Source organism: Streptomyces sp. NPDC057249 (assembly GCF_042669245.1).
Lineage (GTDB): Bacteria > Actinomycetota > Actinomycetes > Streptomycetales > Streptomycetaceae > Streptomyces.
In genome coordinates this window covers 547,637-562,650 of record NZ_JBHUXS010000002.1, presented here as the reverse complement: position 1 = coordinate 562,650, position 15,014 = coordinate 547,637, and the positions used below count along the sequence as shown (strand labels likewise).

Genomic DNA, 15,014 nt, shown 5'->3' with positions numbered 1-15,014 from the left:
GGAAGGCCTGCCCGCACCGCTCGTACGCGGCGCCTAGGCGCCGAACGCACGGCCGCCCATCGCCGCGGCGAACTCCTCGGGATCGCCGTCGAAGCCCCGGACGGTGCCGTGGAAGTGCCAGCCGCCCGACTCGTCCCGTACGAACTCGGCCACGACGGCCGCGGTGGCGCCCCCCAGGGAGGAGAAGTCGTCCTCCGCGAGCGTCGTGTAACCCTCGCGGACCTGGACCCGGGTGTTCTCTATGGCACCGAACGTCTTCCGGCCGTCGCGCTGCTGGATGGCGACGCCGACGACGACCCGCGCATAGGCGTCGGACAGCCGGTCCAGTTCCAGCGTCATCACCTCGTCGTAGCCGAGGCCCTGGCCCGTCCTGCTGTCCCGGTCGAGCGTGATCGTGCCATCGGGCGCCCGGCTGTCGAAGTGGACGAGGTACGCCGGACCGCCGTACGGCTCTTCCGCCGGGTAGGTCGCCGCGATGATGTCGAGGTCGTTGGGAGCCTCGCCCCGGTCGCTGGGATCCCACTTGATCCGCACCTCGACCTTGTCGAGGTCCTTGTTGGGAGTGCTCATCGGACTTCCCTCCTGCGCGCGAGGACGGCGCTCCGGTTCCGTCCCCCGATCATGTCCGCAACGTGCCCCGGAACCAACCGGATTGGGGACGAGCGGCTGAAACGGGCCAGGATAGGGCGGGAGACGGCCGGTTCCGGTGGACTCCGTGGGAGCGTGACCCACGCCACCTCCGACGGCCGTACGATGGCGCCGTGCTGGTCAAGTGGATTCGCTGCAGTGTGTCGGACCGTCGGGGTTTCGAACAGGGGCAGCGGAAGTGGGCGGGGCTGCGGGGTGAGCCGGGGTTCCGAGGGCAGGGCGGCGGCTGGAGCCGCGTCCGGCCGGAGGTGGCGCACGTCTTCGCCTTCTGGGAGAACCGGGTCTTCTACGACTCCTTCATGGCGCGCGGCCACGACGCCCTGGCCGCGGCGCAGTCCGGCACGTACCAGGACCTCCAGGTCAAGCTCTTCGAGTACCGCTTCGACGTGAAGACCGGATTCGAACCCCGCTTCACCGACGCGGATGTGCTCCGGGTCGCCCACAGCCGGGTCCACGAGGACCGGGTCGAACACTTCGCGCTGATGCAGCAGCGGGTGTGGAACCCGGCGATGGCGGGATCGCCGGGGATGCTGCGAGGGGTCTTCGGCGAGGCGCCCGGGCACGAGTTCCTGGTCCTGTCGATGTGGCAGTCCAGCGCGGAACGCGGCAAGTACCGGCCGGGCAGCGTCGACCGGCTCTCGCAGCGCGCGGGCACGGAGGACGACGTGGCGGCCCTCGCCGGCGACGTGGTGCGGCTCGAACCGTCCTGGACGGTGTGACATCCCGAGCGGCGGGTACGGCGGCGACATGCACCGACGAATTCCGGACAGGTGCTCGAACGGCGATGACTCGATCTAGTGTCGTTGTATGGCACGACCGCAACGAATCGTTCTTGTCCGGCACGGTGAGTCCGAGGGCAACGCCGACGACACCGTGTACGAGCGCGAACCCGACCACGCGCTGAGGCTCACCCCCGCCGGGTTGCGCCAGGCCCGCGAGGCGGGGGAGCGGTTGCGCGGGCTCTTCGGGGAGGAGCGGGTCAGCGTGTACGTCTCTCCCTACCGACGGACCCACGAGACCTTCGCCGCCCTCGGCCTGGACCCCGGGCGGGTTCGGGTCCGCGAGGAGCCCCGGCTGCGCGAGCAGGACTGGGGGAACTGGCAGGACCGCGACGACGTCAGGCTGCAGAAGGCCTACCGCGACGCCTACGGGCACTTCTTCTACCGTTTCGCACAGGGCGAGTCCGGGGCGGATGTGTACGACCGGGTCGGCGCCTTCCTGGAGAGCCTGCACCGCAGCTTCGAGGCCGCCGACCACCCGCCGAACGTCCTGCTGGTCACCCACGGACTGACCATGCGGCTCTTCTGCATGCGCTGGTTCCACTGGTCCGTGGCCGAATTCGAGTCGCTTTCCAACCCCGGGAACGGGGAATCCCGGACGCTCGTGCTCGGCGAGGACGGGCGGTACACGCTCGACCGGCCCTTCGCGCGCTGGCGTACTCCTGAGCCCTACGGCATCTCCGGATAGAGTGGAAGCGATGACCGAATCCGCTTCCGACCAGCGCCTCGAACGCGCCCTGGCCAGCCTGCGCGGCCTGTCCGTGGGAGACGCCCTGGGCTCCCAGTTCTTCGTGCCCGCCAACTATCCGCTCCTGAAGGACCGCGCCCTGCCGGCCGGGCCCTGGCAGTGGACCGACGACACGGAGATGGCCTGCTCCGTCGTGGCCGTACTCCGGGAGCACGGCCGCATCGACCAGGACGCCCTGGCCCGGTCCTTCGCGCACCACCACGACTTCGACCGGGGATACGGCCCGGCCGTGAACCGCATGCTGCGCCTGGTCCGCGAGGGCGGCGACTGGCGGGAGCTCGCCTCCTCGCTGTTCAACGGCCAGGGCTCCTGGGGCAACGGCTCCTCGATGCGTATCGCGCCGCTCGGCGCCTGGTACGCGGACGACCCCGAGCAGGCCACCCACCAGGCGGAGATCTCCTCGTACACCACGCACCAGCACCGCGAGGCCGTAGTGGGCGCGATGGCCGTCGCGGCGGCAGCGGCGCTCGTCGCCTCGCCGGCCGGGCCGCCCGCTCCGGAGGACCTGCTGGACGGCGTCGTGGCGCTCGTCCCGCGCAGCGCCGTCGGTGCCGGGCTTCGACGAGCCCGGGACATGCTCGACTACAAGGACGCGGGCACCGTCGCGGCGGTCCTCGGCAACGGGCGCCGTACCAGCGCGCACGACACCGTCCCCTTCGCCCTGTGGTCGGCGGCGCGGAGCCTCGGCGACTTCGAAGAGGCGTTCTGGGTGACGGCCCAGGCGGGCGGCGACGTGGACACGACCTGCGCCATCGTCGGCGGCGTGCTCGCGGCCAGCACCGCCGGCGCCCCTCCGGCGCACTGGACGGCACAGACGGAGCCCCTTCCCGGCTGGACGCCCCGCTAGGGGGTTCCGGGCCCGGGCCGCCGCCGCGACTGTCACGGTCCTGCCACAGCCTTCCCCCTCACGGCCGGCTGCCGTGACACGGGGATACTCTTTCGGCCACGCCGCCCTCGGTGATCATGACGACGGGTGCGCACCGAATGAGACGCCGGGGGGCGGCGCGCTGCCCAGGGCTCGCGTGAGCGGACCCCGGTGGGGAGGGGTCCCGTGTCCGAAACACCGCCAGATTCACCCCGGCCCGAGCCTGCGCCGGACCAGCCCGCCTCACCCCGGCCCACGCCGGACGAGGCCACGCCCGAGCAGGCAGGCCCCGGCCGGGCCGAGCGGGTCCAGGGCTTTCCCGACCCGGCCACGCCCGCGCAGGCCACGCCGCAGCAGAGCGTGCCCGGTGGTGGCGTGCCAGAAGGTCCCGGCCGGGAAAGGCCCGGGACAGCGGCCGTCGGGGCGCAGGGGGAGCGGATACCCGCGACGGCCGGCGTCCCCCGAGCCGCAGGCGGAGGCGGGGCGGGAGGAGGCGGCGCGCCGTGGACGCCCGAACCGCCCAAGATCCCCGCCTACGCGGCGCAGCGCCCCGGCGGGCAGGGGCAGCCGAGCCCGTGGGGCAAGCCACCGCCTTCGGTGACGACGCGGCTCCGGACCGCGAAGCCCGGTCCGGTCCACACCGGCACGCTCTGGGCCACCATCGCGACGGCCCTGCTCAGCATGGTTCTGCTGGGCGACGGCATCGGGCTGAACCTGCTCCTCGTGGCACTCCCCGCCTCGGCCGGCGCCTACGTCTCCGCCCGGGCGGCGGGGCGCAGACTTCGTCCGTGGACCGCCGTGTGGGGGATCGGTGGCCTGGCGCTGCTGGCCGTTCCCGCGCTCCGGGACGCCGGCTGGCCCACCTTCCTGGCGATGGTGTCCGCGCTGGCACTCGGTTCGCTGGCGCTCCACGGCAGCCGGAGCTGGCTCGGCGTGTTCCTGGGGTCCCTCGGTGTGTTCACCTCCGTCTTCGCGTCTCTGGGCTGGGGCGTCCGCGGTGCGCGCGAGCGCATGTCCGGGTCCCGGGGCCGGTTCGGCGTCGTGTTCCGGTCCGCGGCCGTGGCCGTCGTCCTGCTCATCGTGTTCGGCGCGCTCTTCGCGAGTGCCGACGCCGCCTTCGCGGACCTGCTGGGCAGCCTGACCCCGGACGTGTCGGTCGGTGACGGTCCCTGGCGGATCTTCCTGGGCCTCCTCGGCCTGGTGGGCGCCCTCGCAGCCGCCTACACCGCCGCCGCCCCGGTCCGCTGGGACGGGTTGACGGTACGGCCGGGCAAGGCGCGCGGGCGGCTGGAATGGGCTCTCCCGCTGATCGTTCTGAACCTCCTCTTCGCGGCGTTCCTCACCATCCAGCTCACGGTGCTGCTCGGCGGATACGACAAGGTGATGGCCGAGACGGATCTGAGCTACTCGGAATACGCCCGCCAGGGCTTCTGGCAACTGCTCTGGGCCACGGTGCTCACGCTCGGAGTCATCGCGCTCGCCCTCCGCTGGGCCCCGCGCGGAGGCACCCGCGACCGCACCCTCGTCCGCTCCGTGCTCGGCACCCTGTGCTTCCTGACCCTTGTCGTCGTCGCCTCGGCCCTGCGGCGCATGGACCTCTACGTCGACGCGTACGGCCTGACCAGGCTCAGGATTTCGGTGGCCGCCGTGGAGCTCTGGCTCGGCGTCATCCTCGTACTGATCATGGCGGCCGGTGTGTTCGGCCCTCGTCTCCTGCCGCGAGCGGTCGCGGCGAGCGCGGCCGTCGGCGTGCTCGCCTTCGGTCTCGTCTCGCCCGACGGGCTCATCGCCGAGCAGAACGTCCAGCGATACCGCAACGACCACTCGATCGACATCGAATACCTCAAGGGCCTGTCGGCCGACGCGGTCCCCGCTCTCAACACCTTGCCCGAACCGCTTCGCTCCTGTGCGTTGCAGGACATCCAGCGCGGGCTCCGGAACTCCGACGAGCCCTGGTACGCGACGAGTTGGGGCGAGTCGCGAGCCCGGGACATCCTCGGCGACTGGGACCCCGGCTTCCGCGCACTCGACTGCCGGGGACTGAGCACGGGCGACAACGGCGAGGAGCGCGGCGGCGGGACGGACGACGTCTACGACCCGTACGACCCGTACTGATCAACCCGTGAGCGGTCCCGTCGCGTTGTCCTGCCACGCTCCCACCTGTGCCGATCGCGGCGGGCCGCACCTCGGGGAAGGGCGGCCCGCAGCCGGAATCTCGCGCCGCCCCTGCGCCTCGATACCGGAAAATTCGCAGGAGCGAACCAGATCTGTGTGATGGAGAGAAGCGCAAGGTCGCTTCGCGAGCGGCCGCCGCCCCTCGGCAGCCGGTGGCACCCCCTGGCCGGCGGTGATCCGTGCGGGACCGCGCGACGGCCGAAGCGGCGCTGGAAGGGCTGGGCGCGGTGCGCTGCAATGTGACTGGCGCTGGGAGGCGTGGCCACCGGTGCCCAGGCGGGAAGGGTGGCGGCGTGGCGGCCCACTGCGGCGCGGGCCCTCCAAGGAGAAGCTGGTGGCCGAGGTGCTGCGCGGTGCGACGCCGGTCCCGGGTCGAGCCCCGGACTCGGGCCACGTCCACGACGGCTCTCCCGGCTGTGCCGGACATGCGTGACGCCGTGCTGTCCGCCTCCGGCCCGGCCCCGCGTGCGATATTCGCGAATGCGACGCTGACGCGGGAGAACGCTTCCAGTCGGTGATCCTCGACGGCGTCATCCGGCCGACCACCGACCTCATCAGCGAAGCGGTGAGCGGCGGCGTCGAGCGAGGCGGGGTCGGGTCGCCGTCGCGCAGGTCGCCGTCCCGTTCTTCTGCTCCGGCCGCCGAGGGCCCTGCCCGGACCCGTGCGGCGCGGGCCGTCCGGTGCGCGACAAACGGGGCGGGCCCGCGAGGGGCGCCCCGGGGTGTTCCTGGCGTGCCCTTCGGCGTACGCTGACAAACGCCATGCCGTACGAACCACCCACGCACACCGTCGAGCGCTCACTTCGCGCTACCACCGGTGCCAAGATCGTCGCCGGTGTCGACGAGGTCGGACGCGGAGCGTGGGCGGGGCCTGTCACGGTGTGTGCCGCGGTCACCGGTCTCCGCAGGCCCCCCGCCGGACTCACCGACTCCAAGCTGATCAGCCCCAAGCGCCGTGCGGAGCTCGCGCCGGTGTTGGAGAGCTGGGTCACCGCGTACGGCGTCGGTGACGCCTCCCCCCAGGAGATCGACGACCTGGGCATGACCGCCGCACTCCGGCTCGCGGCCGTACGCGCCCTGGAGGCGCTGCCGGTCCGTCCCGACGCGGTGATCCTGGATGGCAAGCACGACTACCTGGGCAGCCCTTGGCAGGTCCGTACCGTCATCAAGGGGGACCAGTCCTGCGTCGCGGTGGCCGCGGCATCGGTGATCGCCAAGGTCCGGCGGGACGCCATGATGGCCGAACTCGGCGGACAGAGCGGGGAGTACGCGGACTTCGCGTTCGACGCCAACGCGGGCTATCCGTCGCCCGTGCACAGGGCCGCACTGGAGGAGCGTGGGCCTACCGTCCACCACCGCCTCTCGTGGTCCTACCTCGACGCGCTGCCCAGGTGGCAGCACCTCAAGAAGGTCCGTTTCTCCGCCGAGGCGGCCGCACTGGAAAGCGGGGGCCAGCTCGGCTTCGACTTCTGAATCGCGCATATGTGCCCACCCGCCGATGCCCGTGGTATCGGCGTTTGATAGACAACCACCCATGCCTCTCATCCCCGAGGAGCCTCAGATTCACGAGAGCGCCCAGGGTCCCCGCGCCACCCCGGCCACCGGCCGCGCCGCGTCGACCCCTCGTCCCGTACCCGGTCCGCGTTCAGCGGCCACGCCGCGTCCCGGTCGCCCGGGCCCCGGCCCCCGGCCTGCGCCCCCGGCGCAGCGTCAACACTCCAGCTCCGGCCGGCCCCGGACGGCGCCGCCGGAGAATCGTTCCGCGCCGCAGCTCCAGGTCATCCCCGCATCGGCCGACGGGGCGCTCGACGCCGCCGACGAGGCGGTGGACCTGCTGCTCGACTCGGGCCGCGCACCCGGTGACATCCTGGTGCTGACCACGGGCGGGCAGCACCCGTGGGCGACCCACGAGCTCTCCTTCGGCGAGGCCGCGTACTGGGCCCAGCTCGAAGCGGGCGACGACGTCTTCTTCGCCGCGGCCACGGCCGACCGGATCAAGCCCCGGCCCGTGGTGGTCGTCGCGGTCAACGGTCCGGCGGACGATGCGGCCGCACGGGCGCTGGTCAAGGCCCGCGAGTGCGCCGGTGTGCTGCTGATCGTCTGCGGCGACCCGCAGCGGATCAACGCCGCACTCGGCGCCGGCGTCTGAGCTTCAGCGCCGACGGGTCCGCGGCCGGCTCCGTCCGGCACGGCCCGGCGGCTCCGGTGGCCCGGCTGTCCGAAAGGGCGGCCGGGCCACCGAAGCGCGCCCGGTCAGCGTGCGGCGGAACGGTGCAGTGCCTGCGCTGCTCCGCCGCCGGTGCGCGAGGGGAGCTGCTCGGCGGGCAGGGCGGTGTCGGCGAGGGCTGACGGCTGCGACATGGAGTTCGGGCGGCGGCCGCCTCGACCCTCGCCCAGCACCTGCCAGCCGCCTCGGGTCAGCGTGATGTACGCGCCGCACCGCAGTCCGTGCAGTGTGCAGGCGTTGCGCAGCCCCCACATCCACGCTCCGTCCTCCTCCGTCCAACGCTCGTCCCCTTCGCGGCAGTAGAGCAGTACCGCGGTGCGGACGGGGGTACGGCGGCGCAGATCATGGGGGATGACGCGGCGCAGATGTGCCAGCAGTGAGTTCCGGAACTCCCAGCCGTCGGCCGTCACCGAACGGCGGGCGAATGAGGCGCTTGCCGTCAGACGCTCCTCGTGGTCCAAGACGGCGACCACAGCGGTGGCCGGCGTCGGCCGGTGCCTGGAGTGCAGGCCGCTGACCACCTCACGCGGGCTGCGCAGCAGGGGTATTCCGGCCGCTGCCCACTCAGCCGGTTCGAGCATTCTGGCAAGGCGGTTGGCGGAGTCGGCGGCTGCCGACATCGAAGTGGCTGCGGACGGAGCGAATCCGAAGGTCACGGTCCTCCCTTCGCATACGCGCCCACGATGCGGGCAGGGTCGGGTGAGGGCGCGCCGCGGCACAGCCCTTTCGGGCCCGCGAAAGGACCGTGCGGGGAGCGAGTCCAATTCTTCCTGGCGTATCGGCAGGCGGCAACGAGCAATTGGTGAGGCTGACGGTATTCAGCCGGAATGACACGGATATCCCTGCCCAGTCCGGCCCCACCTGACGCCTCCCGTCACGCCTGGACGGCGAGGACCAGCGGAAACACCGCCTCCGCCCCGGCCCGGCGCAGCAGACGGGCTGCCACGGCGAGGGTCCAGCCGGTGTCCGACAGGTCGTCCACCAGCAATATGGGTCCGTCCACGGCCGCCAGGGCGTCCGCGAGCTCGGGCGCGACGACCAGTCGCTCGTGCAGGGCGCGGACCCGCTGCGCGCTGTTGGTCTGCGAGGTCCGGACGGCATCGGCGTCCGGTGCCAGGCCCACACGCCCCAGCAGGGGCATCCGGCCCACTTCGGCGATGTGCCTGCCGAGGGATTCGATGAGCTGGGGTCTGCGGTCCGAGGTGATGGTGACGACGCCGACCGGGCGGGAAACGGCGTCGACGGCCCCGGGCGCCCAGCCTCCGGGACCCCTGGCCCAGTCGGCCAGCACGGTCACCACGGCGTCGGCCACGTCACCCGGCACCGGAGCGTCGGGTGCCTGCGCCGCCAGGATCGGGCGCAGCCTGTTGCCCCAGCCGATGTCGGTGAGTCGGCCCAGCGCCCGGCCGGTGCCGGAGAGCTCCGACGCCGGAATCCTGCCCTTGAGATCGACACCCACCGACGCGAGCCCGGTCGGCCACATCTTGCGGGGCTCCACCTCGATCCCGGCCCTGCGCAGCTCCCCCTTCGCGGTGTCCAGAGCGGCGTCGGAGACCCCGATGTCGAACCGGCCGCCGGCGCAGTTGTCGCACCGCCCGCACGCGGTCGCCTCCTCGTCGTCGAGCTGACGGCGCAGGAACTCCATCCGGCAGCCGTCCGTCGTGGCGTAGTCGCGCATGGCCTGCTGTTCGGCGGCGCGTTGACGGGCCACCCACGCGTAGCGTTCGGCGTCGTAGACCCAGGGCTCGCCCGTCGCGGTCCAGCCGCCCTTCACCCGCTTGACCGCCCCGTCGACGTCGAGCACCTTGAGCATGCTTTCCAGCCGTGCGCGCCGTAGATCGACCAGCGGCTCCAGGGCGGGCAGCGAAAGCGGCCTCCCGGCCTGGCCCAGCGCGTCGATCGTGCGCCGGACCTGCTCCTCCGGCGGAAAGCCGACCGACGCGAAGTACCGCCAGATCGCTTCGTCCTCCTTGCCTGGCAGGAGCAGCACCTCGGCGTGCTCGACACCGCGTCCGGCCCGGCCCACCTGCTGGTAGTAGGCGATGGGGGAGGACGGCGACCCGAGGTGCACGACGAAGCCCAGGTCGGGCTTGTCGAAGCCCATGCCGAGCGCGGAAGTCGCCACCAGCGCCTTGAGCCGGTTGGCCAGCAGGTCGTCCTCCGCCTGCTGTCGTTCCGCGTTCTCGGTGCGGCCGGTGTAGGAGGCGACCGTGTGCCCGCACTGACGCAGGTACGCGGTGACCTCCTCGGCGGCCGCGACCGTCAGCGTGTAGATGATGCCCGAGCCCGGAAGCTCCTTGAGATGGTCCCCCAGCCATGCCAGGCGGTGGGCCGCGTTGGGTAGTTGGAGCACGCCGAGGCTCAGGCTCTCCCGGTCCAGCGAGCCCCTCAGCACAAGCGCGTCCGCGCCGGAACCGGTACCCAACTGCTCCGCCACGTCAGCGGTGACCCGGGCGTTCGCGGTGGCGGTGGTGGCGAGCACCGGCACACCGGGAGGAAGTTCGGCGAGCATCGTCCGCAACCGGCGGTAGTCGGGCCGGAAGTCATGGCCCCAGTCGGAGATGCAGTGCGCCTCGTCCACGACGAGCAGCCCGGTGGTCGCGGCGAGCCGGGGCAGTACCTGGTCGCGGAAGTCGGGATTGTTGAGGCGCTCGGGGCTGACCAGCAGGACATCGACCTCACCGGCGGCCACCTCGGCCTGCACGGTGTCCCACTCCTCCGTGTTGGACGAATTGATCGTGCGCGCGGTGATGCCGGCCCTGGCCGCCGCGGCGACCTGGTTGCGCATCAGCGCCAGCAGCGGCGAGATGATCACCGTCGGCCCGGCGCCGAGGGTGCGTAGAAGGGAGGTGGCGACGAAGTACACCGCCGACTTTCCCCAGCCGGTGCGCTGGACCACCAGCGCTCGTCGCTTGTCCGCGACGAGTGCCTCGATGGCCCGCCACTGGTCTTCGCGCAGCCGCGCGGTGCCGGAGGCGTCTCCGACGAGTCGGGCCAGTATGGAATCGGCCGTAGCCCTGAGCTCTGCGCGGTCTGCGTTGGTCATGTCTCCCATGCAACCTGATGGCTCCGACAACCGCGAACAGTCAATCACTCGCTGTGGATAAGTTATCCACAGGGGGTAGCGGAAACATGAAGTCCGCGAGACGGTCTGATCATGAACAAGCACCCCGAATCAACCGGTCCCTCCGAGGAACAGCAGATCACCCTGCGCGGGCCGGCCGAACTGGCCGACGCTCTCCCGTATCTCATGGGCTTCCATCCGAGCGACAGCGTGGTCATGGTTGCCCTGCACGGTGGCCGAGGCCGGTTCGGAGCCAGGCTCAGGCTCGGCATCCCGCAGTCTCCACAGGAGTGGCCGTCTGTCGCCGAGCAGCTCGCCGAATGCCTGATCAAGGGAAGCGAGCGACGTGACGCGCGGCCCGACGCCATCGTCGTCTTCCTCTGCCAGGACCCGGTGGACGGTGAGACGGGAAACCGGACCATGGAGCGTCTGAGGCCGTTCGCCCAGCGGTTGCGTACGGCGTGCGGAGCGCTGGACGTGCCGGTCCTCGAAGCGCTGTGTATCTCGGGCAACCGCTTCTGGTCCTACGTCTGCCCGGATGCCCGCTGCTGCCCGGCCGAAGGAAATCTTCTGGCCATGCCGGGCACCTCGGTCATGGCGGCGGCGGCCACCTATGCCGGCATCCAGGTGCGGGGGTCGCTGCGTGAGATGGAGGCGAGGCTCACGCCGCTGACTCGCACATCGGGAGCCGCCCAGCAGAGTGCCCTGGACGCGGCGGGCAGCGCGATGGTGCCCTTGCTGCTCGACCAGGAGCGGCGCCGGGAGCTCGCGGGCGAGACGCTGAAACTCGCCGACCGCCTGATCCACCGCCTCGGGAAGGCGCCCGTGTCGGCGCCGTCCCTCGCGGATATCAACGACGACCGGCTGATCAGCGACGAAGAGGCGGCGTCGATGATTCTCGGTCTCCAGGACAGGGAGACCCGGGACCGGGCGGCTGAGTGGATGGAAGGCCCGAAGGCGCATGCCGCCCTGCGGCTCTGGCGAGCACTGGCCCGCCGCTGCGTCGCCCCGTACGAAGAGCACGCCGCAGCCCCTCTCACTCTGGCGGGATGGGTCTCCTGGTCGACCGGCGACGAACCGGCCGCACGCGTCGCGCTGGGGCTCGCTCTGCGCCTCGATCCGCATTACACCTTCGCGCAACTGCTGCACGAGGCATGCAATCAAGGGCTCGACCCGGAAACACTACGGCGCTGCCTGCGCGGCGAGCGCAGCATGAGGGCAGCCCGACAGGGCCGGCGTGCGGAACGGGTCGCGGGGGCCCGTTCCGCACGGGTGAGGCCGGCCGGGCGTGCCAGGACGCGGCCCGGTTCCACTCGTCCCGGCTCTGGCGCGGCGGACAGGCGGCGGCCCGCCCGGCCCGGGGCGCAGGGGCGTCGCGGGACCAGGACCGGCCGTTGAGACCACGTGCGGCGCCGGTCCGCGGCGCCGCACGTGAGACCGGTGAAGAGTCGCCGGGAAGGGAGTGTTTATCGTCAGGAAGACGACTATGATCGCGGCATGCCGCCCTACGACCCGTCGACTTTCCCGCCGTTCGCCGTCACCGTCGACCTGGTGGTGCTCACGGTGCGTCGGCACGCCCTCTGCGCCCTGGTGGTGCGTCGGGGTGAGACGCCGTTCCAGGGCAGGTGGGCCCTGCCGGGAGGGTTCGTCAAGGCCGACGAGGATCTCGGGGCCGCGGCGGCACGAGAGCTTGTGGAGGAGACCGGTCTGTGCGCGCAGGACCCGTCGGCCCCGGCCGTCGGCAACGGCGCCCACCTGGAACAGCTCGCCACGTACGGGGACCCCGCTCGGGATCCGAGGATGAGGGTCGTGAGCGTCGCCCATCTCGCGCTGGCCCCCGATCTGCCTGCTCCCAGGGCGGGCGGTGACGCGAACAGCGCGCGATGGGCTCCCGTCGAGGACCTGCTCGGGCCCGAGGGCGGCTACGCCCCGGACGGCGAGCATCAGGCGCCGTTGGCCTTTGACCACGCGAAAATCCTCGCCGACGGGGTCGAGCGGGCCCGGTCCAAGATCGAGTACTCCTCGCTGGCCACCGCCTTCTGTCCGCCCGCCTTCACGGTCGGCGAGCTGCGTCGCGTCTACGAGGCGGTGTGGGGCGTAGTGCTGGATCCCAGGAACTTCCATCGCAAGGTGACGGGTACGCCAGGGTTCCTGGTGCCCACCGGGGGGACCACCACCCGGCAGGGCGGCCGTCCGGCCCAGTTGTTCCGGACGGGCACGGCGACTGTGCTCAACCCGCCGATGCTGAGGCCCGAGGTCTGAGGCCCGAGGTCTGAGGCCCGAGGTCTGAGGCCCGGGGTCCGAGACCCGGGGCTTGAGGCCCCGTCCGTCCTGGACGGAGCTCTTCGAGCCGCCACGCCGTCAGCATTGCGCCATAAGTCCGATATATAGAGTTATCGTACTGCGGTACTCACTCGCCGTCGGACGGCTCCGTCCTCGCCGTCCCATTCCCTGCGAGAGAAGCGATGCTGCAGGCCATCGGACTCACCAGCGCCCCCTCCCGTGGACAGGCCCCCGCCGTGGACGACCTCACCTTCGACGCGGAGCCGGGGTGCGTCACCGCGCTGCTGGGGGCGCCGGGTTCCGGAAAGACCGCGGCCCTGCGGTTGATGCTCGAACTCGAACGGGGGCGGGGAGTCACCTACTACCGGGGCCGGCCGCTGCATCGCGTCGCGAACCCGGCCGGTGAGGTGGGAGCGGTGCTGGGGGACGTGCCGGGGCACCCCGCCCGCACGGTTCGAGGCCAGCTGCGCATGCTCTGCCCCGCGGCCGGAGTACCCGTCTCCAGGGCCGACGAACTGCTCGACGCGGTGGGCCTTGCCGGTCTGAGGGATCACCGCATCGCCACGCTCTCCCTCGGTATGGACCGCCGGCTGGCGCTGGCCTGCGCGTTGCTCGGGGACCCGCACACGCTCCTTCTGGACGATCCGACGGAGGGCCTGGCGCCGAGAGAGGCCGACTGGCTGCACGGATTGCTGCGTTCCCACGCCGAGCGGGGCGGAACCGTACTGTTCGCGACCAGGGACCCCAAGGAGGCGGCACGCTCGGCGGGTCATGTGGTCACCCTCGACGGCGGACGTGTGGTCGCCGACCAGGACGGGGCGGCCTTCTCCCGCACCCGCCTGCGGCCTCGTGTGGCGGTCCGTTCTCCGCAGGCCGCCCGCCTCGGCGCCATCGTCAGCAGGGAAGCGCGTGCTGCCCGACGGTACGTGGAGGTCGTCACCGAGGCGGCGGGCAACAGGCTCTCCGTCTACGGCAGCAGCTGCGCGGAAGTGGGCGACGCCGCGTTCCGGCACGGGCTCCCCGTTCACCAGCTCGCCGACGAAGTGGGGGACGCGCGTCCCGCGGTCGCCGCCGGCGCTCGGGCCACCGGCACGGTCGGCACCGGTGTCGTCCGCGAGGCTCAGGGCGAGGGCGCCCCGGCGCGGCCGGCCGGAGCCGGTGGCCGTGGCGCGCCATCGCGGAGAGCCGTCGGTGACAACTCCGGTGCCCCCTCCCGCTCCACGCGGCCCCCCGCGCGAGGCGAGCTCCCGCCCCCGATCAGGCGGCGCCCGCCCCGAGGGCCGTTGCGGCCCGTGCGGTACGAACTGCGCCGCCTGTTCGGTGTGCGGACGACGACCGTGATCGTGGCCGTCGTTCTGGCCGCTTCACTGGGTCTCTCCGTACTGCTGGCCCGTGACGGCCGTACCCCGCTTACGCACGTCATCGCGGCTTGGCCCTCGTTGCTGCCGCTTCCGCCCGCCGCACTCGGCGCAGGGCTTCTCGGAGCGCTCTCCTTCGGCGACGAGTTCCGCTATCCGGCACTGGCCGCCGGGCGGGGGAGTGTCCCCCGAAGACTCGGACTGCTCCTCGCCAAGCTGGCGGTGTCCGGGGCGGTCGCCCTGCTGCTGGCGTTGCTCGTCGTGCTGAGCTCGGCCGCGGCCCTGCGCGTCGTCTACGGCGGGAGCCTGCTCTCCGTCCCCTCCGGCGTGGTGTCGCTCGCGGTGAGCTGGTTCGCGCTGACGGTCGGCTGTGCCTGGGCCGGGCTGCTGGCCGCAGGCATCTTCCGGGTGACGGCCGCGGGCATCGCCGCTGTGCTCGCCGTACCCGTGGTGATGGTGCCGCTCGTCGAGCGGATGCCGAAGGCGACGGCCACGCGTTCGATGGCTGGGCTTCCCGGTCGGCTGCGGGATCTGGCCTGGCTCCGGTGGCCGGGGGAGGTGGACCGGTGGATGGTGGCCGGCGCGCGGATCGTGGCGCATCCCGTGGGTGCGGCCCTGGTGCTGTCCCTGTCCGCCCTGACCTGTGCGTTCCTGCTCACCAGCCTGCGTGGGAGGGTCCGTTGGTGAGTGCGCGGCATGACGGGAGGCGGCCGCCTTCGCGAGCCCTTCGGTGAAACGTCCCGTTTATACCAGTAAGGCGTCAATTGAGGGGTGGGTGCCGATCACCCTTTCGTGTGCTTTTCAGCAAAGACCTCAAGCGGCGCAGGGGACCCGCCGACAAAGGATGCGTGAGTACCCTTGCGCACA

General features: G+C 72.0%; 12 protein-coding genes. 9 read left to right on the top strand and 3 right to left on the bottom strand.

The features are described 5' to 3' along the window. Positions 1 to 33: 33 nt before the first annotated feature. Positions 34 to 570, bottom strand: a complete 537-nt coding sequence (locus ACFUJY_RS06060) for a TerD family protein (RefSeq protein WP_383295156.1) — start codon at positions 568 to 570, stop codon at positions 34 to 36. Positions 571 to 761: 191 nt separating this feature from the next. Here ACFUJY_RS06060 and ACFUJY_RS06055 point away from each other — a divergent pair, with 191 nt between their 5' ends. The 6 genes from ACFUJY_RS06055 to ACFUJY_RS06030 all read left to right on the top strand — a co-directional run bounded on the left by ACFUJY_RS06055 (position 762) and on the right by ACFUJY_RS06030 (position 7,364). Beyond that, on the top strand, positions 762 to 1,367 hold the full coding sequence (locus tag ACFUJY_RS06055) for a YdbC family protein (protein WP_383295153.1): 606 nt from the start codon (positions 762 to 764) through the stop codon (positions 1,365 to 1,367). 88 nt (positions 1,368 to 1,455) lie between these two features. Beyond that, positions 1,456 to 2,115 (top strand): histidine phosphatase family protein, encoded by a 660-nt coding sequence (locus ACFUJY_RS06050; RefSeq protein WP_383295150.1) that lies wholly within the window; start codon positions 1,456 to 1,458, stop codon positions 2,113 to 2,115. A 10-nt stretch (positions 2,116 to 2,125) separates the two neighbouring features. Beyond that, on the top strand, positions 2,126 to 3,022 hold the full coding sequence (locus tag ACFUJY_RS06045; RefSeq protein WP_383295147.1) for an ADP-ribosylglycohydrolase family protein: 897 nt from the start codon (positions 2,126 to 2,128) through the stop codon (positions 3,020 to 3,022). Positions 3,023 to 3,637: 615 nt separating this feature from the next. Continuing rightward, positions 3,638 to 5,155 carry a DUF4153 domain-containing protein gene (locus ACFUJY_RS06040; protein ID WP_383295144.1) on the top strand — a complete coding sequence of 506 codons (1,518 nt, stop codon included), beginning with the start codon at positions 3,638 to 3,640 and terminating at the stop codon, positions 5,153 to 5,155. Between the two features lie 822 nt (positions 5,156 to 5,977). After that, positions 5,978 to 6,688: a ribonuclease HII gene (locus ACFUJY_RS06035; RefSeq protein WP_383295141.1), complete on the top strand. Its 711-nt coding sequence runs from the start codon at positions 5,978 to 5,980 to the stop codon at positions 6,686 to 6,688. Between the two features lie 61 nt (positions 6,689 to 6,749). Further along, positions 6,750 to 7,364 carry a hypothetical protein gene (locus tag ACFUJY_RS06030; RefSeq protein WP_383295138.1) on the top strand — a complete coding sequence of 205 codons (615 nt, stop codon included), beginning with the start codon at positions 6,750 to 6,752 and terminating at the stop codon, positions 7,362 to 7,364. Positions 7,365 to 7,468: 104 nt separating this feature from the next. Here the strand turns inward: ACFUJY_RS06030 and ACFUJY_RS06025 are convergent, their stop codons facing one another. After that, positions 7,469 to 8,098 carry a hypothetical protein gene (locus ACFUJY_RS06025; RefSeq protein ID WP_383295135.1) on the bottom strand — a complete coding sequence of 210 codons (630 nt, stop codon included), beginning with the start codon at positions 8,096 to 8,098 and terminating at the stop codon, positions 7,469 to 7,471. Positions 8,099 to 8,316: 218 nt separating this feature from the next. After that, complete coding sequence (locus tag ACFUJY_RS06020; RefSeq protein ID WP_383295132.1) at positions 8,317 to 10,488, bottom strand: RecQ family ATP-dependent DNA helicase; 2,172 nt, start codon at positions 10,486 to 10,488, stop codon at positions 8,317 to 8,319. 111 nt (positions 10,489 to 10,599) lie between these two features. Here ACFUJY_RS06020 and ACFUJY_RS06015 point away from each other — a divergent pair, with 111 nt between their 5' ends. The 3 genes from ACFUJY_RS06015 to ACFUJY_RS06005 all read left to right on the top strand — a co-directional run bounded on the left by ACFUJY_RS06015 (position 10,600) and on the right by ACFUJY_RS06005 (position 14,834). Then, positions 10,600 to 11,904, top strand: coding sequence for a DUF4192 domain-containing protein (locus ACFUJY_RS06015; RefSeq protein ID WP_383295130.1), 1,305 nt, complete (start codon positions 10,600 to 10,602; stop codon positions 11,902 to 11,904). Between the two features lie 99 nt (positions 11,905 to 12,003). Beyond that, complete coding sequence (locus ACFUJY_RS06010) at positions 12,004 to 12,768, top strand: NUDIX domain-containing protein (RefSeq protein WP_383295127.1); 765 nt, start codon at positions 12,004 to 12,006, stop codon at positions 12,766 to 12,768. Between the two features lie 203 nt (positions 12,769 to 12,971). Beyond that, positions 12,972 to 14,834: an ATP-binding cassette domain-containing protein gene (locus tag ACFUJY_RS06005; RefSeq protein WP_383295124.1), complete on the top strand. Its 1,863-nt coding sequence runs from the start codon at positions 12,972 to 12,974 to the stop codon at positions 14,832 to 14,834. Positions 14,835 to 15,014 lie beyond the last annotated feature (180 nt).

Bases quoted from the DNA above. Each gene is read 5' to 3' on its own strand.
- ACFUJY_RS06020 (WP_383295132.1), bottom strand. From the start codon at position 10,488: ATGACCAACGCAGACCGCGCAGAGCTCAGGGCTACGGCCGATTCCATA.
- ACFUJY_RS06005 (WP_383295124.1), top strand. From the start codon at position 12,972: ATGCTGCAGGCCATCGGACTCACCAGCGCCCCCTCCCGTGGACAGGCC.
- ACFUJY_RS06035 (WP_383295141.1), top strand. From the start codon at position 5,978: ATGCCGTACGAACCACCCACGCACACCGTCGAGCGCTCACTTCGCGCT.
- ACFUJY_RS06050 (WP_383295150.1), top strand. From the start codon at position 1,456: ATGGCACGACCGCAACGAATCGTTCTTGTCCGGCACGGTGAGTCCGAG.
- ACFUJY_RS06015 (WP_383295130.1), top strand. From the start codon at position 10,600: ATGAACAAGCACCCCGAATCAACCGGTCCCTCCGAGGAACAGCAGATC.
- ACFUJY_RS06010 (WP_383295127.1), top strand. From the start codon at position 12,004: ATGCCGCCCTACGACCCGTCGACTTTCCCGCCGTTCGCCGTCACCGTC.
- ACFUJY_RS06060 (WP_383295156.1), bottom strand. From the start codon at position 570: ATGAGCACTCCCAACAAGGACCTCGACAAGGTCGAGGTGCGGATCAAG.
- ACFUJY_RS06030 (WP_383295138.1), top strand. From the start codon at position 6,750: ATGCCTCTCATCCCCGAGGAGCCTCAGATTCACGAGAGCGCCCAGGGT.
- ACFUJY_RS06045 (WP_383295147.1), top strand. From the start codon at position 2,126: ATGACCGAATCCGCTTCCGACCAGCGCCTCGAACGCGCCCTGGCCAGC.